Source organism: Sphingopyxis sp., assembly GCF_035686825.1.
GTDB lineage: Bacteria > Pseudomonadota > Alphaproteobacteria > Sphingomonadales > Sphingomonadaceae > Sphingopyxis.
The window spans coordinates 754055-776750 of sequence record NZ_DASRYZ010000007.1; the positions used below are offsets into that span (position 1 = coordinate 754055).

16 protein-coding genes and 1 riboswitch are annotated in these 22696 nt (G+C 65.9%); of the genes, 12 read left to right on the top strand and 4 right to left on the bottom strand.

Annotated elements, in window-relative coordinates; all coding sequences use genetic code 11:
* The first annotated feature begins 34 nt into the window (after positions 1 to 34).
* The 4 genes from VFG17_RS21510 to VFG17_RS21525 all read left to right on the top strand — a co-directional run bounded on the left by VFG17_RS21510 (position 35) and on the right by VFG17_RS21525 (position 7523).
* Positions 35 to 2332, top strand: a complete 2298-nt coding sequence (locus tag VFG17_RS21510) for an autotransporter assembly complex protein TamA (protein WP_325031403.1) — start codon at positions 35 to 37, stop codon at positions 2330 to 2332.
* Positions 2332 to 6564: a translocation/assembly module TamB domain-containing protein gene (locus VFG17_RS21515; RefSeq protein WP_325031404.1), complete on the top strand. Its 4233-nt coding sequence runs from the start codon at positions 2332 to 2334 to the stop codon at positions 6562 to 6564. Before VFG17_RS21510 ends, VFG17_RS21515 begins: the two co-directional genes overlap by 1 nt.
* Positions 6564 to 6779 carry a hypothetical protein gene (locus VFG17_RS21520; RefSeq protein WP_325031405.1) on the top strand — a complete coding sequence of 72 codons (216 nt, stop codon included), beginning with the start codon at positions 6564 to 6566 and terminating at the stop codon, positions 6777 to 6779. The genes VFG17_RS21515 and VFG17_RS21520 overlap by 1 nt, the downstream gene beginning before the upstream one ends.
* A riboswitch (yybP-ykoY riboswitch) is annotated at positions 6758 to 6934 on the top strand. It overlaps the preceding gene by 22 nt.
* 16 nt (positions 6935 to 6950) lie before the next feature.
* Positions 6951 to 7523 carry a TMEM165/GDT1 family protein gene (locus tag VFG17_RS21525; RefSeq protein ID WP_325031406.1) on the top strand — a complete coding sequence of 191 codons (573 nt, stop codon included), beginning with the start codon at positions 6951 to 6953 and terminating at the stop codon, positions 7521 to 7523.
* Here the strand turns inward: VFG17_RS21525 and galE are convergent.
* Positions 7520 to 8536 carry a UDP-glucose 4-epimerase GalE gene (galE, locus tag VFG17_RS21530; protein WP_325031407.1) on the bottom strand — a complete coding sequence of 339 codons (1017 nt, stop codon included), beginning with the start codon at positions 8534 to 8536 and terminating at the stop codon, positions 7520 to 7522. The genes VFG17_RS21525 and galE overlap by 4 nt on opposite strands.
* Before the next feature lie 166 nt (positions 8537 to 8702).
* On the opposite strand from galE, the gene VFG17_RS21535 reads away from it, so the two are divergent.
* From VFG17_RS21535 to VFG17_RS21560, 6 genes are read left to right on the top strand one after another with little or no spacing between them, the layout of a single operon-like run.
* Positions 8703 to 8999 carry a DUF2282 domain-containing protein gene (locus VFG17_RS21535; protein ID WP_325031408.1) on the top strand — a complete coding sequence of 99 codons (297 nt, stop codon included), beginning with the start codon at positions 8703 to 8705 and terminating at the stop codon, positions 8997 to 8999.
* A gap of 5 nt (positions 9000 to 9004) precedes the next feature.
* Positions 9005 to 9868, top strand: coding sequence for a DUF692 domain-containing protein (locus tag VFG17_RS21540; protein ID WP_325031409.1), 864 nt, complete (start codon positions 9005 to 9007; stop codon positions 9866 to 9868).
* Complete coding sequence (locus tag VFG17_RS21545) at positions 9861 to 10559, top strand: DNA-binding domain-containing protein (RefSeq protein WP_325031410.1); 699 nt, start codon at positions 9861 to 9863, stop codon at positions 10557 to 10559. Before VFG17_RS21540 ends, VFG17_RS21545 begins: the two co-directional genes overlap by 8 nt.
* 3 nt (positions 10560 to 10562) lie before the next feature.
* The gene (locus VFG17_RS21550; RefSeq protein WP_325031411.1) at positions 10563 to 11021 is read left to right on the top strand and encodes a DoxX family protein; all 459 of its coding nucleotides are present in this window, start codon (positions 10563 to 10565) and stop codon (positions 11019 to 11021) included.
* Positions 11018 to 11539: a sigma-70 family RNA polymerase sigma factor gene (locus VFG17_RS21555; protein WP_325031412.1), complete on the top strand. Its 522-nt coding sequence runs from the start codon at positions 11018 to 11020 to the stop codon at positions 11537 to 11539. The genes VFG17_RS21550 and VFG17_RS21555 overlap by 4 nt, the downstream gene beginning before the upstream one ends.
* A 1-nt stretch (position 11540) precedes the next feature.
* Complete coding sequence (locus VFG17_RS21560; protein WP_325031413.1) at positions 11541 to 12188, top strand: DUF1109 domain-containing protein; 648 nt, start codon at positions 11541 to 11543, stop codon at positions 12186 to 12188.
* Positions 12189 to 12204: 16 nt separating this feature from the next.
* Here VFG17_RS21560 and VFG17_RS21565 read toward each other — a convergent pair whose 3' ends face one another.
* Both VFG17_RS21565 and VFG17_RS21570 read right to left on the bottom strand, forming a co-directional pair.
* Positions 12205 to 13230: an NAD-dependent epimerase/dehydratase family protein gene (locus tag VFG17_RS21565; RefSeq protein WP_325031414.1), complete on the bottom strand. Its 1026-nt coding sequence runs from the start codon at positions 13228 to 13230 to the stop codon at positions 12205 to 12207.
* Between the two features lie 463 nt (positions 13231 to 13693).
* Entirely contained in the window at positions 13694 to 19783 is a 6090-nt protein-coding gene (locus VFG17_RS21570; RefSeq protein ID WP_325031415.1) for an autotransporter outer membrane beta-barrel domain-containing protein, read from the bottom strand.
* Positions 19784 to 19963: 180 nt separating this feature from the next.
* On the opposite strand from VFG17_RS21570, the gene VFG17_RS21575 reads away from it, so the two are divergent.
* Together VFG17_RS21575 and VFG17_RS21580 are read left to right on the top strand one after the other, a co-directional pair.
* Positions 19964 to 21397: a HAMP domain-containing sensor histidine kinase gene (locus tag VFG17_RS21575; protein ID WP_325031416.1), complete on the top strand. Its 1434-nt coding sequence runs from the start codon at positions 19964 to 19966 to the stop codon at positions 21395 to 21397.
* Positions 21397 to 22086 (top strand): response regulator transcription factor, encoded by a 690-nt coding sequence (locus VFG17_RS21580; protein ID WP_325031417.1) that lies wholly within the window; start codon positions 21397 to 21399, stop codon positions 22084 to 22086. The genes VFG17_RS21575 and VFG17_RS21580 overlap by 1 nt, the downstream gene beginning before the upstream one ends.
* Positions 22087 to 22542: 456 nt before the next feature.
* On the opposite strand, the gene VFG17_RS21585 is transcribed toward VFG17_RS21580, so the two are convergent.
* Positions 22543 to 22696: oxidoreductase C-terminal domain-containing protein (locus VFG17_RS21585; protein WP_325031436.1), on the bottom strand; the 154-nt coding region annotated here is incomplete at its 5' end.

The following is a 22696-nucleotide window of genomic DNA, read 5'->3' on the forward strand; positions in this document are numbered from 1 at the left end:
TTTTCGTCGATCATGTTGGCGCCCGCGCTCGCGGATGCGCCCGCTGCTGATCGGAGCGACCTCATTCATCGGCTTGGCTTGGGCGGGCGCCGCGCAGGCGCAGGATGTTGCGCCGCCGAAGGTGGTGCCGACGCTCGGCACCGATTCGGCCGAGATCGCAGCCCCGTCGCCACCGCCGCCCGAAGCGCAATTGCCCGTCGTCGAGCCGATCATCGAGGATGAGGAGTTCGAACGGTCGATCCCGCCGATCCGCGCCGAGGACGACGCCGAACTCGATCGGCCGCTCGAATCGATCGCCGAATTCGAGAAGCGGCAGACGGCCGAAGCGGCCAAGCGCGACGCGGCGGGCACCGGCGATAGCGAAGACGCAGCGGATGCAACCGCGCAGGCCCAGCCGCCGCAAGTGGATGGGGTGCCCGTGCCCGCGCTGGCCGACGGCGATGCGGTCGAGACGATCGGCGATGCGCCGATCAGCGACCGCGAGCTCGCGGCGCCGCTGCCGCCGCTCGAAAATTTCGACGTCGAACCCGTCCAGTTCGCCGAGCCCGAAGACGACAGCGACAATGTCGAGATCGCCTATACGGTGCAGGTCAACGGACTGAGCGATGCCGACGACAGCACCGATGTCGACCTGGCCGATCTGTTCGGCGATCTGTCGGCGCTCTACGACGGCGATGGCAAGGCTGACAATGCGGCGATGATCCGCGCGCGCCTCTCGGCCGACGGCGAGCTGATGCAGCGCATCCTCGCCTCCGAAGGCTATTATGACGCCATCGTCGATACGCGGATCGACCGCGGCCCGCGCGAGGAAGGTCAGGAGCGTCGGCGCCGGTCGACGACCGCGGTCATCGATGTGAAGCCCGGCAAACGCTACACTTTGGCGGACATCATCATCGACGCCGAGCCGACGATCCCGCCCAATCTGATCGCCGATAATTTCCCGCTGAGCGCCGGCGAGCCGATCGTCGCGCAGCGTATACAGGGCGCCGAGGCGGCGATCGCGCTCAAACTGCCCCAGGAAGGCTATCCCTTCGCCAAGGTCGGGCAGCGCGATATCCTGCTCGACGGCGCGACCGGCGACGGCGTCTACACGCTGCCCGTCGACATCGGCAAACGCTCGCGCTTCGGCGGGATCGAAACCACCGGCGATCTCGCCTTCGATGCCGAGCATGTCGAGGTGCTCGCGCGCTTCAAGCGCGGCGACCTCTATGACAGCCGGATGGTCGACGATCTCCGGCAGGCGCTCGTCGCGACGGGCCTATTCGCGACCGTCGCCGCCGAGCCGCAGCCGACCGGTGAGAGTGCCGGCGACGATACCGAATATGTGACGATGCTGGTGACCCAGCAGGAAGGGCCGCCGCGCACGCTCGCCGCCAGCGCCGGCTATGGCACGGGTCAGGGTATCCGGGTGGAGGGCAGCTGGACGCACCGCAACCTGCTGCCGCCCGAAGGCGCGCTGACCTTCCGCGGCGTGCTCGGAACGCAGGAGCAGGGGATCGGCGCGACGCTGCGCCGCTCGAACGCCGGACGGCGCGACCGCACCTTCGAACTCGTCACCGAGGTCACGCGCAACACCTATGACGCGTTCAACGCGATCACCGGGCGTGTCGGCGCGCGCGTCAGCTATGACTCGACGCCGATCTGGCAGAAGAAATTCACCTATGCCTATGGGGTCGAACTCATCGCGACGCGCGAGGATGATTATAATTTCGCGACGGGGGACCGGAGCTACGACTTCTACACGATCCTCGGTCTGACCGGACAGGTCGGGATGGACCGGACCGACAGCCTGCTCGATCCGACCAAGGGCTTTCGCATCACGAGCCTGATCCAGCCCGAGGGCTCGCTCGCCGGGAGCTTCTCGCCCTATGCGCGGCTGCGCACCGACATCAGCGGCTATTACCCCGTGACCGACAGCATCGTGCTCGCGGGAAGGGTGCGCGTCGGATCGATCGTCGGCGCGGCGCGCGAACGCCTCGCTCCCTCGCGGCGTTTCTATGCCGGCGGCGGCGGATCGGTGCGCGGTTTCGGCTTTCAGGAGCTTGGCCCCAAGGACCCCAACAACGATCCGATCGGCGGCCGCAGCGTGAACGAGGCGGCGTTTGAGGCGCGCTATCGCTTCGGCAATTTCGGCGTCGTCGGTTTCGTCGATGCGGGGCAGGTCTATCGCTCGTCGGCGCCGACCTTCCAGAATCTGCGCTTCGGCGCCGGGATCGGCGCGCGCTATTACACCAATTTCGGTCCGATGCGCTTCGATATCGCGACGCCGATCGGGCGCAAGCCGGGCGAAGCACGCGTCAGCGTCTATGTCTCGATCGGGCAGGCCTTCTGATGGCCGAGGAGGCGCCTCTCGTCGCCGAAAACGCCGCCCCGGCAAACCCGCGGTCGTGGCCAGTCACGGTCCTGCGCTGGATCGGGCTCGCGCTGCTCGGCCTCGTCCTGCTCTTCGCACTGTTCCTGATCGGGCTCAACAGCGACGCCGGGCGGCGCTTTGTCGTCACCCAGATCGAAAAATATGAATTCGAAAACGGGATGAAGATCGGCATCGGCCGGCTCGACGGCTCGCTTTATGGCCGGATGATCGTTCGCGACTTCACCCTGTCCGATCCGCAGGGCGTCTTCCTGCGTTCGCCCGAGCTTCGTGTCGACTGGCGGCCGATCCGCTATTTCGCCAATCACATCGATGTCCGCTCGGCGACGGCGCAGGCGCTGGTGATGGAGAAGGTTCCGGCGTTCAAGGCGGTGCCCGATACCGGTGAGCCGCTGCTGCCCGATCTCGACATCGACGTCGGGCTGCTCCGCGTGGACCGCTTCGTCTTCGAGCCGGCGGTGGCCGGCGAGCGGCAGGTGGCGACGCTCAGTGGCAAGGTCGCGATCGCCGATCGCCGGGCGCAGGTCAGCGCCAATGCCGAAACGATCAGCGGCGGCGGCGGACAGGGCGATGCGCTGAAGCTCGTCCTCGATGCGGTGCCCGAACAGAACCGGCTCACGGTTGCGCTCGACCTCACCGCGCCCCAAGGTGGCGTGATCGCGGCCATGGGCGGTTTCGAGGAAACGCTGACCGCGAAGCTCGCCGGGCGCGGCGACTGGAAGGTGTGGAACGGCAATCTGACCGCCAGTCTCGGCGCGGCACCGCTCGCGCGCGTCGCACTGACGGCGCGCGACGGCACCTTTGCCGCCAACGGAACGGCGCAGGCCTCGCGGCTGCTCACCGGGCCGGCGGCCGAATTGCTCGGCACCGAGACCGCGATCGACCTCACGGCACGTTTGCAGGAGCGCAAGGTCGCGATCGACGGCCGGCTTTCGTCGGACGCGGCGCGGCTCGGGATCAGCGGCGGGCTCGACCTTGGTGCCAACCGCTTCGAGGGATTGCAGCTCGCCGCCAATATATTGAAGCCGGGCGCGATCGCGCCCGCGGTGCGCGCCAGCGGCCTCCGCGCGACGGCGACGCTCGACGGCGAATTCGCGCTGCCGACGGTCGATTATCAGGCGAATGCGAACAGTCTCGCGGTCAACGACATCATCGTTGAGCGGCTGAGCCTCGCGGGTAAGGCGCGCGTCGATGCCGACCAGATCGTCATTCCCGTCGCAGGCCGTGCCGCGCGCATTCGCGGGCTCGACACCGTCGCGGGCGGCACGCTGGTGCAGGTGCGGCTCGACGGCGATCTCGCTTATGCCGACGGCCGCATCCTCAGCGACAATCTGCGCCTGCGCTCGCCGCGCATCGACGCCAAGGCGATCGTCATCGCCGACCTCAACAAGGGCTTCTACACCGGAGCGATCGACGGGCGGATCAACGATTACCGGATCGAAAGCGTCGGCATTTTCGACATCGACACCGATGCCGACCTGAAAACCGCGCCGCGCGGCGGGTTCGAGATCGTCGGCAATGTCCGCGCGCGCTCGACCCGGCTGTTCAATTCGGGCGTCCGCGATTTCCTTGGTGGCAATGCGACAGCATCGAGCGCCGTGCGCTATGGCACAGACGGCGTCATCCGTTTCTCCAGCCTCCGCCTGTCGGCGCCGCGCCTGCGCATCACCGGGGGGCAGGGGAGCTATGCGCCGAACGGCCAGATCCGGCTGACCGCGCGCGCGAATTCGATCGACTATGGTCCGATCGGCGTCCAGCTGGCGGGGACGATCAGCGATCCGCGCGCGGTGGTGACCGCCGAGCGGCCGGGCCTCGGCATCGGGCTCGCCAACCTTGTGGCAAAGATCAACGGCGCGCCGAACGGCTATCGCCTCGCGGCGACCGGCGAGACCGACTATGGGCCGCTGTCGGCCGACGTCGTGCTGCTGATGGCGGCGGGCCCGCTGACGATCGACGTCGAACGCGGCGATTTGGCGGGCATCGGGTTCAACGGGCGGCTCGTGCAGAGCGAGGCCGGGCCGTTCACCGGGCAGCTCAACGCGTCGGGTCAGGGGCTGGGCGGCCTCGTCCGGCTGAGCGCCGCGGGCGAGTATCAGGCGGCTGCGATCAATGTCCGCGCGAACGATGTCGTGCTTCCCGGGGCCGCCAATCTCGCGGTGGGTTCGGCGATCGTCGATGCCGATGTGACCCTCTATGACCAGCCGCATATCGTCGCCGACATCCAGATCGCCGATACTCAGATCCGCGACTATGACATCGCCGTCGGGCGGGTGAAGATCGATTATCGCGATGGCAGAGGCAAGGCGCAGGCGCTGGTCGAGGGGACGAGCGGCGTGCCCTTCCGTATCGCCGCGAACGCCGACCTGACGCCCGAACTCTGGCGCGCGTCGGTGCAGGGCCGCGCGACGGGCATCAATTTCCGCACCACCTCGCCCGCGCGGATCATTCCCGGCGCCGACGGATATGAATTGCTGCCGACGACGGTCAATCTCGGCCGCGGCAGCAACGCGCGCATCGCGGGCCGCTTCGGCGACGGCATCATGGTTCAAAGCCGGCTCGAGCGCGTCAATATGGCGATCCTCAACGCCGTCTATCCCGACATGGGGCTGGGCGGCCGCGCGACGGGCAGCCTCGATTTCGAGCAGGCGAATTCCGAAAGCTTCCCGCGCGCCGACGCGCGGCTGACGATCACCGGCTTCACGCGCACCACCGCCGCGTCGGTGAGCCAGCCGGTCGACGTCAATTTCGCCGGCAAGCTGCTCGCCGACGGCGGCGAGGCACGCGCGGTGATGCGCAAGCGCGGCAGCGTGATCGGCCGGGTGCAGGCGTCGCTGCGGCCGCTCGGGGCGAGCGCGGGCGGCTGGACCGAACGGCTGATGGCGGCGCCGCTCGGCGGCGGCATCCGCTACAACGGCCCCGCCGACACGCTCTACTCCTTCTTCGGACCCGCCGATCAGCATGTATCGGGCCCGATCGCGGTCGCCGCCGATTTCAGCTGCAGCGTCGCCGACCCCTGCCTCAATGGCGTCGTGCGCGGCAAGGACATGACCTATGAGAACCAGAGTTACGGCACCAAGCTGACGAATATCGTCGTCAACGGCCGTTTCACGGGCAACCGGCTGGAGATCGAGCAGCTGACCGCGAAAGCCGGCGACGGCACGGTGGCGGCAAAGGGCTTCGTCAGCCTCGCGTCGGCCGATGGCTATCCGATGAACATCACGGCGACGCTCGACAACGCCCGCCTTGCGCGCAGCGAGAATATCGCGGCGCGGGCGACCGGCAATCTGACGCTCGAAAAGACCGCGGGACAGACCGCGCTGCTGTCGGGGAGCCTGCGCCTTCCCGAAACGCGCTATCGCATCGTGCGCGAAGGCGCGGCGCAAGTGCCCGTGCTGACCGGCGTCCGACGCAAACCGCCTGCCGGGCGCCAGCGGATCAGCGGCGACGGGCTTGCCGCGGTTGGCGGCAGCCTGTTCGACCTCATCCGCCTCGACATCGCGCTGAAGGCGCCCGACGAAATCTATGTTTCGGGTATGGGACTCGAATCCGAATGGAATGCCGACATCGTGCTGCGGGGAACGACACAGGCGCCGCAGGTGACTGGCGAGATCGAGCTGGTACGCGGAACGCTCGGCTTTGCGGGGCGCTCGTTCGAACTTCAGGAGGGGAGGGTGACCTTCCCGACCGGCGACGCGTTCGACCCCGCGATCCGCCTGATCGCCAGCGATACGATCGAAACGGTGACGGTAACCGTCAGCGTGACCGGGCGCGCGAGCAATCCGCAGGTCGCCTTTTCGAGCGTTCCCGGCCTGCCGCAGGACGAGATCGTCTCGCGCATCCTGTTCGGCGATTCGATCACCACGCTGTCGCCGCTGCAGGCGGTGCAACTCGCTTCCTCGCTCAACACGCTGAGCAGCGGCGGCGGGGGGTTGAGCCCGCTCGGCGCGCTCCAGTCGGCCACGGGGATCGACCGGCTGCGCGTGCTCGGACCCGACGATACGGTCGGGCGTGGCGCGGCGCTCGCGGCGGGCCAGTATATCACCAAGGACATCTATATCGAAGTGATCACCGACGCGCGCGGCTATACCGCGACCCAGCTCGAGATCAGCCTGACGCGCGCGCTGTCGCTGCTCAGCCAGGCGGGCGGTTCGGGGCAGTCGAACCTCTCCGTGCGCTATCGCAAGGACTATTGATGCGCGCCGCGCTGATGCTCGTGCCGGTGCTCCTCCTTGCCGCGTGCAAGGACGAGCCCGATTTCGACACGCGCTACGACAAGGCTGCGAAGGAAATCGAAGTGCGTGCGAAGGCGATGGACGCCGACATCGCCGAATCCGAGAAAGCGGCCGTGGCTTCGGGCTTGTCAGCGCCCGCGAAGCCCGCTAACCCGCCTCCGTCATCTGGGGAGTAGCCAGCCGTCCTTCGGGACGGGCCGCCGCGTCAACATACTTGGCCGAGAGGTCATGGTGCGGTGGAAGCGGGAGACCGCTTGGGCGAGACCAATGGCATCGACCTTCGCCCGGGCCGGGCGGCGGGTTCGATGTCCGTTGGAATCGCAAGCCGCCCGGCCCCGGAGTAACCCATGGAAGCCCTGTTCACCTCGACCGCGGTCGTCGCGCTCGCCGAAATCGGCGACAAGACGCAGCTCCTCGCGATGCTGCTCGCAACGCGGTTCAACCGGCCGCTGCCGATCATATTCGGCATATTGGTCGCGACGCTCGCCAATCACGCGCTCGCGGCGCTGCTCGGTGCGTCGGCGGCCGCCTTTCTCGATAGCCCGGTCTTTCGCTATGCGATCGGCGCCTCGTTCATCGCGATGGCCGCATGGACGCTGATCCCCGACAAATTCGAAGACGACGAAGCGCCGAAACCGCGCTTCGGGGCGTTCCTGACGACGCTCGTCGCCTTTTTCCTCGTCGAGATGGGCGACAAGACGCAGGTGGCGACGATCGCGCTGGGCGCGCAATATCATGACGTCGTCGCGGTCACCGCGGGCACGACGCTCGGGATGATGATCGCCAATGTGCCGGCGATCTTTCTCGGGCATGAGCTGCTGAAGCGCGTCGACCTCGCGAAGGTGCGCGTCGTCGCGGCGGGCCTGTTTCTCGTGATCGGCCTGTGGGTGCTGGCGCAGGCCGCGGGCTGGTTCGGCTAGTCCGAATTGCGGCCCGCGAGCGTGCGTTCGAAATGCCAGCTCGACGCGCACATCGCGTCGAGACCGCGCTCGGCCTTCCAGCCCAATTCGCGCGCCGCGCGGTCGGGGCTGGCGAAACAGCTCGCGACATCGCCGTCGCGGCGCGGCGCGATCCGATAGGGGATGCGGACGCCGTTCACGCGTTCAAACGCCTCGACCATGTCGAGCACCGAATAGCCCTGACCGGTCCCGAGGTTCCAGATCGACAGCGGTTCTTTGCTCTTTGCAATGGCGCCCAGCGCCGCGACATGGCCCTCGGCGAGGTCGACGACGTGGATATAGTCGCGGACCCCGGTGCCGTCGGGCGTGTCGTAATCGTTGCCGAACACCGACAGTTCGGCGAGCCGCCCGGCGGCGACGCGGCTGACGAAGGGCATCAGATTGTTCGGAATACCGTTGGGATTCTCGCCGATCAGCCCGCTGTCGTGCGCGCCGACGGGGTTGAAATAGCGCAGGATCGCGATGCGCCATTCGGGATCGGCGGCGGCGACGTCGGCGAGCATCTCCTCGATCATCAGCTTGGTGCGGCCATAGGGATTGGTCGCCGAAGTCGGGTGGCTCTCGTCGAGCGGCAGATATTGCGGCTGGCCATAGACGGTCGCGCTCGACGAAAAGACGAGCGTCTTGGTCCCGCAATCGGCCATCGCTTCGAGCAGCGACAGGGTACCGCGGACGTTATTGTCGTAATATTTCATCGGCTCGGCGACCGATTCGCCCACGGCTTTCAGCCCCGCGAAATGGATCACGGCCTCAATCTTATGGTCCTGCAACACCCTGCGCAGCGCGTCGCCATCGCGGATGTCGCCGGTGACGAGCGGAACGGCATGGCCCGTGATCGCCTCGAGCCGGTCCATGACCGCCGGATCGCTGTTCGACATATTATCGAAGCAGATGACGCGGTGCCCGGCCGACACCAGCGGCGCCGCGACATGGCTTCCGATATAACCGGCGCCGCCCGTCAGCAGAATATTCATGCCTTGCCCGTCTCCATGGATGTGTCCTTACCGGTCGAGGGCCTATTCCATCGGCGCTGTCCTGCCAAATCATTGTCTCCCGCCTCGGCGTAACTTTCGCACCTTCTCCCGCGAACTCGTGACGATGCCATCCTCCGCATCATTCATTTCTCAAAGGGAGATAATCATGACCAATGCACTGAAACTGTCGCTCGCCGCTTCGGCCGTCCTCGCAATGGCGGCGGGCACCGCGATCGGCGGCACCGCCATCGCCGCCGAGGGCGCCAAGGAAAAATGCTATGGCGTCGCGCTCAAGGGCAAGAATGATTGCGCTGCCGGGCCGGGCACGAGCTGCGCCGGGACCTCGACCGTCGATTATCAGGGTAATGCCTGGAAGCATGTGCCCGCGGGCAACTGCGTCAAGATGGGCGGCACGCTGGCCGCGCACAAGGGCAACGCCAAGCCGGTCGCCAAGAAGGGCTGACCCGCGTGACCGCTTCCCTGTCTTCGCCGCTGCCCGCACGCGCCGGTATCGGGCTCAAGCCGCAGCACTATGCCGATGTGCTGGCGGCGGCGGGGCAGGGGACGGCGCCCGCCTGGGCCGAAGTCCACCCCCAGAATTATTTCGGCGCGGGCGGGCCGCCGCATCGCTGGCTGACCGCGGTGGCTGAGCATTTGCCGCTGAGCTTTCATTCGGTCGGACTGTCGCTGGGATCGGCGTTTGGCGCGGACGAGGCCGAAATCGACGCGCTCGCGGCGCTTTGCCGCCGCTATGGTCCGGCGATGGTTTCCGACCATCTGAGCTGGAGCAACGGGCCTCGCGACAAATTTCCCGATCTGCTGCCGATCCCCTATAATCACGCGGCGCTCGATCATTTCACGGCCGAAGTCGGGCGGGTGCAGGACCGGCTTCTTCGGTCGATCCTGATCGAAAACCCCTCGCGCTATCTCGCCTATGCGGGCGACGATTGGGGCGAGGTCGATTTCCTGCACGAGCTTTGCCGGCGCAGCGGCTGCGGCCTGCTGCTCGATATCAACAATGTGGAGGTCTCGGCCTTCAATCTCGGGCTCGATCCGGTGGCCTGGCTCGATGCCTTCGACTCGCGCCATGTCGGCGAAATTCATGTCGCGGGCCATGCGGTCAAGGATGATGATGTCGGCGGGACGATCGCGATCGACGACCATGGATCGCCGGTGCGCGCGAGCTGCTGGGAGCTGCTGGCGCGATTCCTCGACCGTTCCGGACCAAGGCCAGTGCTGATCGAATGGGATACCGACGTTCCCGATTATGCGACCTTGATCGCCGAGGCGGCGAAGGCCGACGCGCTGTTGCGGGCGCCGGTTCATGCTTGAACGGCAACAGGCGGCGATCGCCGCGACCTTGCTGCGCGGCCCCGTCCATCTGCCGACCGATCTGTTTGCCGGGAACGACGCCGCGGTGCTGCGTGGTTTACGCGTCCATGCGAATACCGTTTCGCACGCGCGTCTCGTCGCGCTCGAAGAGACATTCCCGCGCACGCGAGATTATCTGGGCGAAGAAGCGTTCAATCGGCTGTCGCGCCAGTTTGTCGAGGAGGGCGGGGTCGAGCGCCGGTCGTTGAACGACATCGGCGCGGGGTTTGCGGACTGGCTCGGCGATCCGCGCGCCGCCGACCTTGCGCGCGTCGGATGGGCGTGGCTCGAAAGCTACCACGCCGCCGATGCGCCGGCGCTGGCGCTTGCCGATCTGATCGGTCTGGACGAAACCGGTCTGCTCGGCCTGCCGGTCCGTCGGCACCCGGCGGTGCGCATCGTCGCCCTGACCAGCGACGCCGCACCGCTCGTCGATCCCGCATTCGCGACCGACACACGGGTGTTGCTCGTCACGCGCCCCGATGCCGATGTCCGTGTGTTCGCGATCGAGCCTGCCGCCGCGGCCGCCCTCGGCTTGGCGGAAGAAATCGCGCCTATGGGTAACCTGATCGCGCATCTCGCCGAACAGCATCCGGACGGCGGCGCCGCCATTGCGGCGCTGATCGAGGCCGGGGCTTTCGAAAGGGTTTAAGCGATGAATGCGATTGCGCGATTTTATGACAAGGGCGTAGCCGTCGCGGGGTCGCGGCTTGTCGAAGGCGCCGCACTGTTCCTGCTGCGGATCGCGCTCGCGGGCGTTTTCTGGCGATCGGGGCAGACGAAGGTGGTCGAGGGCAGCTTCCTCAAGATCGACCCGTCGCAATATGATCTGTTTCGCAGCGAATTTTCGGGGTTGCCGCTTGACCCCGTCATTGCGGTGCCCCTGACGACCTTCGCCGAGCATCTTTTTCCGGCGCTGCTGCTTCTCGGTCTCGCGACGCGCTTCTCGGCGGTCGCGCTGCTCGTGATGACGCTCGTCATCCAGATATTCGTCTTCCCCGACGCCTGGTGGCCCGTCCACTCGCTGTGGGCGGCGATGGCGGCGATCCTGATCGTTCGCGGCGGAGGGCTGTTCTCGCTCGACGCGCTGATTGCTAGGATGCGCTTGAAATGAGCATCGACGAACCTTCGCTGGCGCGCTTGATGGCCGCATCGCAGCGGGGGGATCGCAGCGCCTATCGCGCGTTGCTCGTCGATTGCCGCAAATGGCTCGAACGCTATTTCGCGCGGCGGATCGCGCCGCACCATATCGACGATCTGGTGCAGGAAACGCTCGTGTCGATGCACCGCAAGCTTGCGACATGGGACAGCGGGCGGGCGTTTTTGCCTTGGCTCGCCGCTATCGCGCGCTATCGCTGGATCGATATGTTGCGCCGCCAGCGCGACGAGGCCGAACTCGGTGACAATGACGCCGCGGTCGGGGCGGAGGACGAAGCGGTCCATGCGCGGCTCAGCATCGACCATCTGCTCACGCTGTTGCCGCCGAAGCAGGCGCAGGCGATCACGCTGGTCAAGATCGAAGGCGCATCAATCGCCGAGGCGTCGCAAATTTGCGGACAGAGCGAATCGCTCGTCAAGGTGAATATCCATCGCGGGCTCAAGAAGCTCGCCGAACTGATTGAAAGCGAATGAGATGAAGGACGCATCGATCGACGATCTGATCGACGAGTTGGCGGGGGACCTGACGCCCGTTCGCCCGCGCCGCGTCGCGCGCGGATCCGCATGGGTCGCCGTCGGATGGGTGGCGGGCGCCGCGGCGTTGCTGCTGCTGTTCGGGTTGCGCGAGGATCTGGCGGTGCGGGGAATGCCGCCGCTCTCGATGCTCGCTTTCTGGCTGACCGCGGCGACGGGCCTTGCCGCGACGTGGAGCGCGCTACGCATGGGGCTACCCGGCGTCGGGCGCGACTATAGCGGCTGGCGCTGGGCGGTCGGTGCGTCGCTGTCGCTGCCGCTCGCGGCGCTCGCCGCTTGCATCGCTGATGGCCACGCCGCGATGGAAGCCGTGCGCGACGGCTTCGGTCTGCGCTGCCTCATGCAAGGTGTGGCATCGGGCTTCGGCGTCGGCGCGGCGCTGTTCTTCTGGCTCAAGGCGGGCGCGCCGACGTCGCCGGCGCGCGCGGGCTGGGTCATCGGCATCGCCGCGGGAGCCGCGGGCGCGACGATCGTCGCGCTCCATTGCGCGAGCGATGACGTCGTACACATCGCACTCTGGCATGGCGCCGCGGTCCTGCTTTCGGCCGTCGCGGGTCGGTTGATCCTGCCGCGTTTCCTGCGCTGGTAGGCGCTTCACGCCTTGCCTAATTCCGGTGAGAATCGGTGTCCCGCAGGTTCATCCATTCCTCCCGGTACCAAGTGACGAAAGCCGGTATTCCCACGCTGATCGGTGTTGTCGGAGCGAAGCCCAGGTCGCGGGCGATGTCTTCGATGTCGGCGGCGGTCTGATAGACGTCGCCGTCCTGCATCGGCAGCAGGTTGATCTCTGCCTTTCGGCCGCACGCCTGCTCGATCGCGTGGATCAACTCGGTGAGCTGTTCGGGATCGTTGTTCCCGATGTTGTACAGCCGGTGGGGCGTCGTAAAGCCTCCCGGCTTCTCGCGGTTGTCGTCCTCGGGTGGGCGGTCAAGCGCCAGGACCACACCGTTGACGATGTCGTCGATGAAGGTGAAATCGCGGAGCATGTCGCCGTGATTATAGACGTCGATCGGCCGGCCCTGCAGCACCGCTTCGGTGAATTTCCAGACTGCCATGTCCGGCCGCCCCCACGGACCATAGACGGTGAAAAAGCGGAGGCCGGTTTGGGGTATCCTGAAGAGGTGCGCATAGGTTTCGCTGAGCAATTCGTCGGCCCGCTTCGTCGCCGCATAGAGCGAGATTGGCGTATCGGCACGGTCGGCGACGCGAAAGGGCGTTTCGGTGCGCATGCCGTAAACCGACGACGACGAAGCATAAACCAGATGCGCGATGGACCGGTGGCGCGCCAGTTCGAGAATATTGACATGCCCCGCGACGTTCGAATGGACATAGGCGGCCGGGTTTTCGAGCGAATAGCGGACCCCGGGCTGGGCACCGAGATGGACGATCCGGTCGATCCGGTGGCTGGAAAGCGCGTCGGTCAGCGCATGGGCGTCGCCAAAATCGACATCGATAAAGTTGAACAACTCACCATAGCGGGTCTGGAGGTGAGCGACGCGCGCGCGCTTGAGCTCAAGCGAATAATAGGGCGTGAAATTGTCGATGCCGACGACCGCGTCCCCGCGACCGAGCAAAGCCGATGCGACGTGCATTCCGATGAACCCGGCCGCGCCGGTGATAAGCGTCGTCAAATCTCTTCCCCTTGTCGTCCGCCAACCTTCGTAACGCGTAGCAAGCTGGTCGGTCGATTCACAGGCAAACGCGTCCTATTCCGGTCTCCTCTGTCGATCCACCCTACGTTCGGCAACCGGCTCCGAGTTCTCAGCGAAACGTTGGAGACTCGTAACCTTCCGCGATCCTCCAAGTCCTTTTTTCGTATCATAGCAGATCGGGATCGCTGCATTTGCGGTCGGACGTTGAGCGAGGATGATCGGGATCATATCCGCGAGCATGCCGAGGATCATCTGGGCGAAGAAGAAGTCACCGTCATCAACGAGATCCGTTAAGCCTCTATCGAACGTCAAAGGTGCGATGACTGGCGCCTAATGCGTCAACGGACCAAATGCCCATTCGAGGTCTGCTTTCCATAATTTCCGCCTGAAAGCTGACATGCTTCAAACGGCCACTACAGAATCGCCGGGAAGGGAATGCGATTTAGAAGTTCAGCCGCACCCCTGCGGTGCCCCTGATGTCATAGCCGCGTCCGACGTCCCGCAGCGACGATCCGGCCGAAACCTGGGTGTAGAGCGTCAGCCGCTCGCCGAACCCGAGGCTGCCCCCCAGCGCCGCCTCGCCGCGCAGACGGTCGTTTGCATTGTGGATGGAAGTTCCCGACACGATCGCGCGCCCACTATCGAGCCATTCATAGCCGAGGCGAAGCAGGCCGTAGAGGTGCGTCCGGCGGCTCGATCCGTTGCTGGTCCACGCCCGGTCGTGCGCGACAGCGATGCCCCAGTGCGTCGTCAGGCTGTCGCCATCACCCGAAGACACGGCGGCGTCGGCGGGATCGTCAAATGCATCGAAATCGACCCTTTGATAGGTCATCCGGATATGCGGCGTGATCGTCAGGCCGCTGCCGACCGGCGCGCGCTTGCCTGTCTCGATGCTGACGGCGCGTCCGCGGCCGTCATTGCCGTCGGCGAGCTTGCCGAGCGTGGCGGACCGGAGCCGCGCGTCAAACCAGCTCATCTGCGCCTGCGCATCGGCATAGAAGCCGCCGGTGGTGACGAAGGTCAGCGTCGCGCCGACCCCATAGCCTTTCGCGTCGATCCGGCCGTCGCCGAAGATCGAGCGGACCGCAGCATCGGCCTCGCCATAATGGGCGGTAAGGCCTGCGACCAGCGTCGATGCCTCGCTGTCGTCCAGCGCATGGTCGATACCCATCTGCATGCGCCAGCTATCGATATTGGCGTCGGCACCTGTCGAGGACAGGCGCGCCTCGGGGCGCAGGCGGCTCGATTCCATCCGGCCCCACAGTCCACCGCCGCTGGGCGATGCCCATTGGCGGTTTCCGACCCGTTCCTGCCATGTCGGAAGGCCGTTCAGCGCCTGCAGCGTTTGCGTATAATGTTCGTAGAGCGGTACACCCGGCTGATAGAGCGGTCCGCCCTGCGCGGCGGAACGCAGATACCAGTCGCCATCGTCGGGGGCGGCGATGCCGCCTTTGACGAGGCGGTAGCCATAGGCGCCCGCGATGATCACCTGATCGCCGGCGAAGGCATAGTCGCCGCGCATCGCGAAACGGCCTTCGGACGCGCCGGTCACGTCGACGATCTTCAGCCCTTCGGCCGTCGATATGCCAAGGCCGGAGCGATCGGTGATCGTGACGAGCGTCGAACCCGAAGTGCCGCCGGTCACGACCAGCCGGTCGGCCAGCGGACCGTTGTCGCCCGTCGCGGTGGCGATTTCCAGCACTCCGCCGTTCGCGGAATAGGAACCAACGGTTAGCGTCCCGATCGCATCGCCCCCTGGCGTGACGGTGCCGGCATTGGCCACGTTGCCAACCCGTCCGCTGCCCGAGAGACGTGCGCCGGCCGCGACCATGATCGCACTCCCGAGTGCGCCGTCGACCGCCAGCGTGCCCGCCGCGACGGTCGCGACGGCCATGTAGCCGCTGTTGTCGCCGGTCAGCCTCAGCGTACCGGCGCCTTGCTTGGTCAACGCGCCGTTCCCCGACAATCGGCCGCCAAGAGTGAAGACCGTATCGGCCGCGGCGGCGATCGTGCCCCCGCCCGCAATTATGATTTCGCGCCCGCTGGTCAGGCTGGCGCTGGTGGCGAGCGTGCCGCCATCGAGCATCACACTGCCTGCTGCGTCGCCGAGGTTGGCGTCGGCGGCGATCTGCACGGTGCCGCCCTCGATCGCCGTACCACCGGCATAGCTGTTGACGCCCGAAAGGATCAGTGTGCCGGCATCGGTCTTGACGAGGCGGCCGTCGCCAGTCAGCGCGGCGGCGATCGTCGCGCTAAAGCCTGCGCCCGCGGTGCTGCCGTCGCCGACGCGGATCGCCGTCTCGGCTTCGGACAGGCTGAGCGCGTCGCCATCGATCCTGTAGCCGTCGGCGGCGAACTGCATCCCCGCCGCCGTGACATCGCCGAGGCTCGCGTCGATGGTCACCGTGCCCCCGGTTCCGCCGAATATGGCGAGGCCGCCATCGGCATAGGATGCGTTGGCGAGGCCGTCGGCATCGGTCCAGTTGCGATTGCCGCCGCCGGCTTGCCAGACGCCCGACCCGCCCTGAATCGCGCCGTCATCCTTCGGCCCGGCGCTGCCGTCCCAGAAGGTCAGTGTTGGCCCGGTGTAGTAGACCAGGTTCACCTGACCCGCCGTCGCTGGCTGCACGGTGATGGTGCCATCGCTCGCGGGCATCGTCCCGAGCGCGAGGCCGTTGTCGGCCAGCGTCCCGCCATAATCGAAGATGCGATAGACGCCCGCGCCGAAAGCTCCCCCCGCAGAAATTGACACGTCGAGCGTGCCGTCGAGCGTCAGGTCGCCGCCGACGGAAATCAGGTCGTTGAGCGGACCCCCGGGGGTGTTGGCCTCACCAAATTCATAGGCGAGGATCGAACCGCCTGAGAGCGTCAGGTTGCCGTTTATGGTGAGGGTGGCGGGACTGGTGCCGGGCGCCAGAATGCCACCATCATCGACCACGACGTCGCCGCCGACGATGCCGCGGCCGCCCAGCGTCGCGCCGTTCGCCACGCGGGTCAGTCCCATCGCCGCCGACTGGTCGCCGTTCACCAGCAAGGTGCCCGCGCGGACGTCGGTAGCGCCCGAATAGCTGCTGGCGCCGGTCAGCGTCAGCGTGCCGCCGCCGATCTTGACGAGCCTGCCGCCATTGCCCCCATCCGCGATCGTACCGCCGATCGTCTCATTCTTGCCGAGCCCCCCCAGCGTCAGCGCCTTGCTTCCGAGCGAGACGGCGACATTCCCCGACAGCGATCCGATCGCGATGCCGTCGGCGGCAAGGCCCGATATGTCGAGCGAACCGCCCGTTTCACCGATGATGGTCGCGCCGTCGGCGGTGCTGTTGCCGAGGAAAGAGGCGAATCCCTTGTCGAGGAGCGTGATGACGGCGCTGCCCGCCGTCGCATCGCCATAGAATCCGATCGTACCGTCCGCTTCGGCGCTGATGCGGGCGTTTGCGGCAGACGAGGCGTTGTTGAAGGAGGTGCCGCCGCCGATATTGCGGATATGCGCGGTACCCGCCGATGTCTTGTTGTTGAAATTGATCGAACTTTGCGTGTTGGTGATCGTCGCCGCGCCCGCGGACGCATTGTCGTTGAAACGCAGGAAGGTGCCTGGTCCCTTGCTGATGTCGAGGTTTCCGGCGCTGGCATCGTTCGATAGCTGCAACGCACCGCCCGCGGTGATGCGCACCGGTCCGCTTCCGAGCGCGCCGCTTGTCATGGCATAGATCGTGCCCGCCGAAATCGTGGTTCCGCCGTTATAATCGTTGGGGCCGGTCAGCAGCAATGCGCCGCCCCCGGTCTTGGTCAGCGCACCGGCGCCGGAGATCGTGCCGCCGATCGTCAGATTCCGATCGGTGAGGAAGGTTCCGCCGCCCGCGTCGAGCAGGATGGCGCGCGCGGTCGTGATCGCCGACCTGTTGCGCAGCGTGCCACCGTCGAAAGTGAGCCCGCCGCTCGCGTCGCCCAGATTGGTGTCGGACGCGATCGACAATGTCCCACCGCTGATTGTCGTTCCACCCGAATAGCTGTTGTTTCCTGCCAGGACGAGCGTCCCGCCCTGCGTCTTGTCGAGCCCGCCGAACCCCGTGATCCGTGTCGCGATCGTCGCCGTCTCGCCGGCAAGAACGCGAATTTCGGCCATATTGTCGGGACGATCCGATCCGTCGATCTGGAGTTCGCCCAATCCCTCGAGGCGGTAGCCGTCGTCGACGAACTGCAGGCCCTGAAAGCTTTGCACGCCCTCGACCGCGATGCGGTTACCCGGCGTTCCCTTGAACACCGCATGATGGCCCGCCCATGCTTCGGGCACGACGCCGCCCTCGTTCCGCCAGACCGTGTTTGCGGCGTTCCAGACGCCGTCGCCACCGATCCAATATTGCAGCCGGTCGTCGCCCGGGTCCGCGATCAAAAGGTCGACATGGCCGCCGCCTGCCTCGATCGCGTAGCGGGCGGGTGTTCCGAGCGCCGGCGTGGTTCCGATGTCGAGGCCTCTGTTATCCAGACTGCCGCCATAGGTGATCAGCCGGTAATAGCCGAAGCCGATGGCGCCGTCCGCGGCGTCGGCGCTTTGCGACAGGTTGATCGTGCCGTCGAGCGTCAGATTCCCGGTGACCGTGATCGTGTCACCAGCGCTGGGCGCGCCCAGTTCGAAATCGAGGAACGACCCGGCGGTCAGCGTCAGATTGCCATCGACGGTCAGCTTGCCGATCGAATTGCCGGGCGCGAGGCGGCCGCCGTCGGCGACGGTGGTCGTGCCGACCGTCCCAGAACCGCCGAGCGTGCCGCCCGAGGCGACAAGCATTGTGCCGCCGATACGGCCGGTTCCGCCTGCGTCGCCGACCAGCAGTTTGCCCCCCGAAACCATGGTCGTTCCGGAGAAGGCCGAACTGTCGCCGGTCAGCAAGGTCGTCCCGGCGTAATGCTCGACGCGGTGCGTGCCCGTGCCCGTGCCTATGCTCATGCTGTCGAGAACGGTCGAGAAGACCAGATCGGTATTGCTGTGGTTGAAAACCAGCGTGCCGTCGCCGTCGTAAAAAGTCAGCGTCGGGACGGCGAATTCGCCGGCGGCGGCGGGACCCTCGCCTGCGGCCGCGCCGATATTGAGCGTACCGTGGCTGCCTGCCCAGAATGCGATGAGTGATTGCATGCCCGATACTCTCGCGCCATCCGCGATGGTCAGCACCCCGGTCCCGTCATTGCCGATGACGACCGTGTTTTCAGTCGTGATAGTCGACCTTGGGCCGGAGGCCGTAACCGAACCTTCGGAGCCGGCCCTCACGCCGAGGGCTAGGCTGCCCGAGGCGATTGCGGTCCCGCCGTCGGTAACGTTCAAAAAGCCTTCGCCGAACTCGCCGATCCGAATGTCCTGAGCGTTAGTCCATGTCGACCCGGTTCCGGAAATGGTCGCGACGCCCCGGCTTCCGCTTAGTGCCCCTACCGTGCCAGCGGCGTTGGAGACGGTAGCGCCATTGTCTATGGTCAACGCGCCGGCGCCGTCGTGGCCGACATAGATGTGGCTGTCGTTGATCCAGCGCGCGTCCGTTCCCGTGACGATGACAGCGCCGCTCTGTCCGGCCCCTTCGCCGATATACCCCTGATCGCTGGAAAGGCTTCCCCCGGCCGCAATCCGCAGCGTTCCACCGTTGACGTGAGTGACACCGCCGATTGTGCTTGCCCCGGTTAGGGTTAGCATTCCCAAGCCGAGTTTGGTCAGGTCGCCGTTGCCCGTGAGACCGGTACCGATGCCGATATCGAAGCCGTTGCTATCGATGAAGGCGCCCCCGTCCTCGATAACGGCCTCGCCCGGATCGAAGGTGTAGAAAAACTCGGCCTCGTCGCGCATCGCGCGCAGGATGCCGCCGTCGAAGACAAGCGAAGCATCGCCGATCCCGGCGCCGACGAATCCGGTTTTGAGGACGCCGCGGGCCGCTGCGGTGCCGCGCAGATACAGGGTTCCTTTTCCCCCAAATGACGTGATGGCAACGCCGTCGGCCTCGACCATTCCGCCATCGTCGATGGTCAGGGTCGCCGTGCCGCGATTGCCGACGAAGAGGTAGGAGTCGAGACTCCACCGCGAACCGGCGCCCGTCACATTCACGATTCCGATCGTACCGGTGTCTTCTCCGATATAGGCGTAGCCATCGCCGGCGACAGTGCGCACCACCCCGCCGCTGTCGATAGTCAGCGTGCCGTTTCCATTGCCGCCGACGCGGAGCCGGCTATTGGTCCATGATCCGCCCGTCGATACCCGCACAGCGCCTTGCGATCCGCGAAAGACGCCGAGCGTTCCCACGTTGCTTGTGACGCTACCGCCATTTTCAATGACGAGCTCGCCGCTTCCGCTATTGCCGACAACGATGTCACCGCCGGCGTTCCACACCGGGGACGGGTTGGGCGAGAGGGTGGGGCCGACATCGCCCGACACCGTCACGGACTGCGCCCGTGCCGGCTGGGCCGAAAGCGCGAGCAATGTCGCGCCTGCAAGCGCGGTCGAGCAGCGCAATGCGAGGGAAGGCCGCGTGCGATGGTCGCCGGGCGCTGAAATATTGGACATGGAGCCTCCGCACGATAATGGCGGACGATCAATAGGAGCATGGCAGCGGGTGAATCCACCGACCAATTCTGTTGAATTCTAACCAAATATTTCGTTCGGCGCCTTGCCTCGGCACCCGAGTCCTGCAAAGGATCGCGCCGTGGAGGTGGGCAGCAAGGGACCGGGTGTGACGATACGGGAATGATGGATCTCGACACGGTTCTGATCGTCTGCTTCGCGATCGCAGGGCTTCAGGCGCTTGCCTGGATCTTTGTCTGGCGCGCGTGGCGCCATCTCTATGAACTGCGCTTTCTCGCCGCCGGCTTTGCGGCCATCGCGCTCGGTCTGCTGCTGATGATCCTGCGCGGCGGCGAACCCGAGGCCTGGGCCGTTGTGCTCGCCAATATCGTCATCAAGCTCGGCCTCGTCATGCTCGCCGACGGCCTCGCCCGCTTCCTCGGCCAGCCGCGCCGCGCCGCGATCGGCATTCCGCTTCTGGTCCTCTATATATTGTCGTGGACCGCCGCGGTCGGGCTCGATCCCGCGAACGTCGCCATCCGTATCCACCTGTCGACGCTGTTCACGGCGGTGATGATGTCGGTGATGATCCTCTGCCTCTTGCGCGACCGCACGCAGCCGGCGTCGCTGCGCTGGATCATGATCGGTTTCCTCGCCGAATATATGATCGCGAGCTTCGTACAGAGTGCGATCGAGCCTTTGGGCGGCGGCGTCTCCTCTCCGGTGCTGGCCGACCGTCACGCCTGGTATCTGCTTCAGGGCAGCCTGTTCCAGATCGTGTTTTTTGCATGTCTCCTGTTCATGGTCAGCGCGCGGCTATCGGCCGATTTGCAGGAAAAGAACGAGGCGCTGTCGCGCGAGATCACCGAGCGTCGGCGCCTTGAAGCCCGGCTGGGCGCCAGCATCGAAACCGAACGCGCGCTGCGCGACGAGCAGAGTGATTTCATGCGCATCGTCAGCCATGAATTCCGCACCCCGCTCGCGATCATCCGCAGTTCCGCCGAGATGATCGGACTTGCGGGCGATCCGGTCTCGCCCGCGACGCGCGAACGTGTCGTGGGCATAGGTGAAGCGCTCGATCGGCTGTTCGGGCTGATCGATCGCTTCATGGCCGATGATCGCGCCAATGGTTTTCGGCCCGAGCTGCTGACGCTCGCTCCGCTGCTCGAAACCGTGCGGCTGCACTTTGCGATGACCGGTCAGGAGGAGCGCCTGAACTTTTCCGTTGGCGATGGAGGTGTCCGCTTTTTCGCCGATCCGGAGATGCTGGCGACCGCGATCATCAACCTTGTCGACAACGCCCTCAAATATTCGGACCGGCTGATCGGGGTTGATGCGCGGGAGAGCAGGGACGGCCTGGTCATCGCGGTAAGCGATCACGGCATCGGTATTCCCGAGGCAGAGCGCAGTAGGATCGGACGCCGCTTCTTCCGCGCTTCCAATGCCGTGACGCGGGCAGGCACCGGACTCGGGCTCTATTCGTCGCAAAGGCTGCTCGCCTATCACGGCGGAACTTTGCAATTGCTCTCCAATGAAGGCGGAGGGACGGTCGCGGTGATACGCCTGCCTCGCTCCCTGGCTACAGGCCAGCCGCAGCCCGAAGGCGCGATGGCATGATGTCGATACTGGTCGTCGAGGACGAACCCCGGCTACGCACCGACCTGGTCGACTTCCTTAGGCTGAGCGGCTTTGCGGCGACGGGTGTGGCGACCGCACGGGATCTGCGCGCGGCGCTCGCGGGTGGCGAGACGCCGGCGATTGTCGTCCTCGATGTCGGTCTGCCCGACGGCAACGGCTTCGATCTGGCTGCCGAAATCCGGCACAGCCATGATTGCGGCATCGTCATGTTGACCGCGCTTGGCGACAGTGACGATCGCATCCGCGGTTTCGAGAGCGGCGCCGACATCTATCTGGTGAAAGGCAGCACGCTGCGCGAAATCGAAGCAGCGATCCGAAGCCTGTTGCGGCGAACGGGTGGAGTTCCAGTCGTCGCAGATGGCGCCGAGCCATGGGTGCTGAGCGGAGCTGGCTGGCTGCTGACTGCGCCCAACGGGAAGGCAGTCAAGCTCACCGCTACCGAGTTTGCCTTTCTGAGTCTGCTTTGCGGGCGCGGCGGCGAAATTTGTACGCGCGAGGAACTCATGGCGATCACTGCCCGTCCGCGGTCGCAATTCGACGATCGTCATCTCGACGCGGTCGTGAGCCGTCTTCGCCGCAAGATCGAGCGGGACGCCAATCTCCCGGTTCCCCTCCGCGTCGTTTACGGGGTGGGCTATATCTTCACCGCGGCCGCCGTGGTGGAATAATCATTCCGCTGCGGTGGAGCCGAACGGGAAATTGCGTTGGCCGGCGGAAATCCGGAAAGGCCGCTCTATCAGCCGGGCGTTCCGGTGTATGAAGCCTTTGTCGGGTTGCTCCAGTCCTTGAACAGCGTGTCGGCAACCGGTCATGGGCCGCGTCGTCCGTCGCCGGTGCGGGGCTGTGGGGCCGGTTCGATTCCAAACGCCAGCGTCCGGACGCGCTCGTTTCGACCAGCGGGGCCGACCGCAAGCTCGACCAGTGGCAGGCGCAGATCGGGCTCGACGCGGTCGTGACGCTCCTGCAATGCAACCAATTTCGTCGGCTCTAAATCCTATTTCGCCACGTCTCGCGTCGGAACGTATTGCCGTTGCATCCTCCACGCGAGATTCTGGCGAATGTCGGCTATGGTCGATCGACGCCCAAAAGCGGTCTGACCGCAACCGGCCACTCCTTCTGTTGGACTATTCTGACAACAGCGTCTTGAGCGGGGTTTCGGCGTCGGCGAGCTGTTCGGCGGTCGCGCGAAGCCCCGCGGTGACGATCATGCGACCCTGGACATAGTCCTTGGTCGCGTTGACGCAGTCGATCGCGATGACCTTGCCCGCCTTGAGGTAG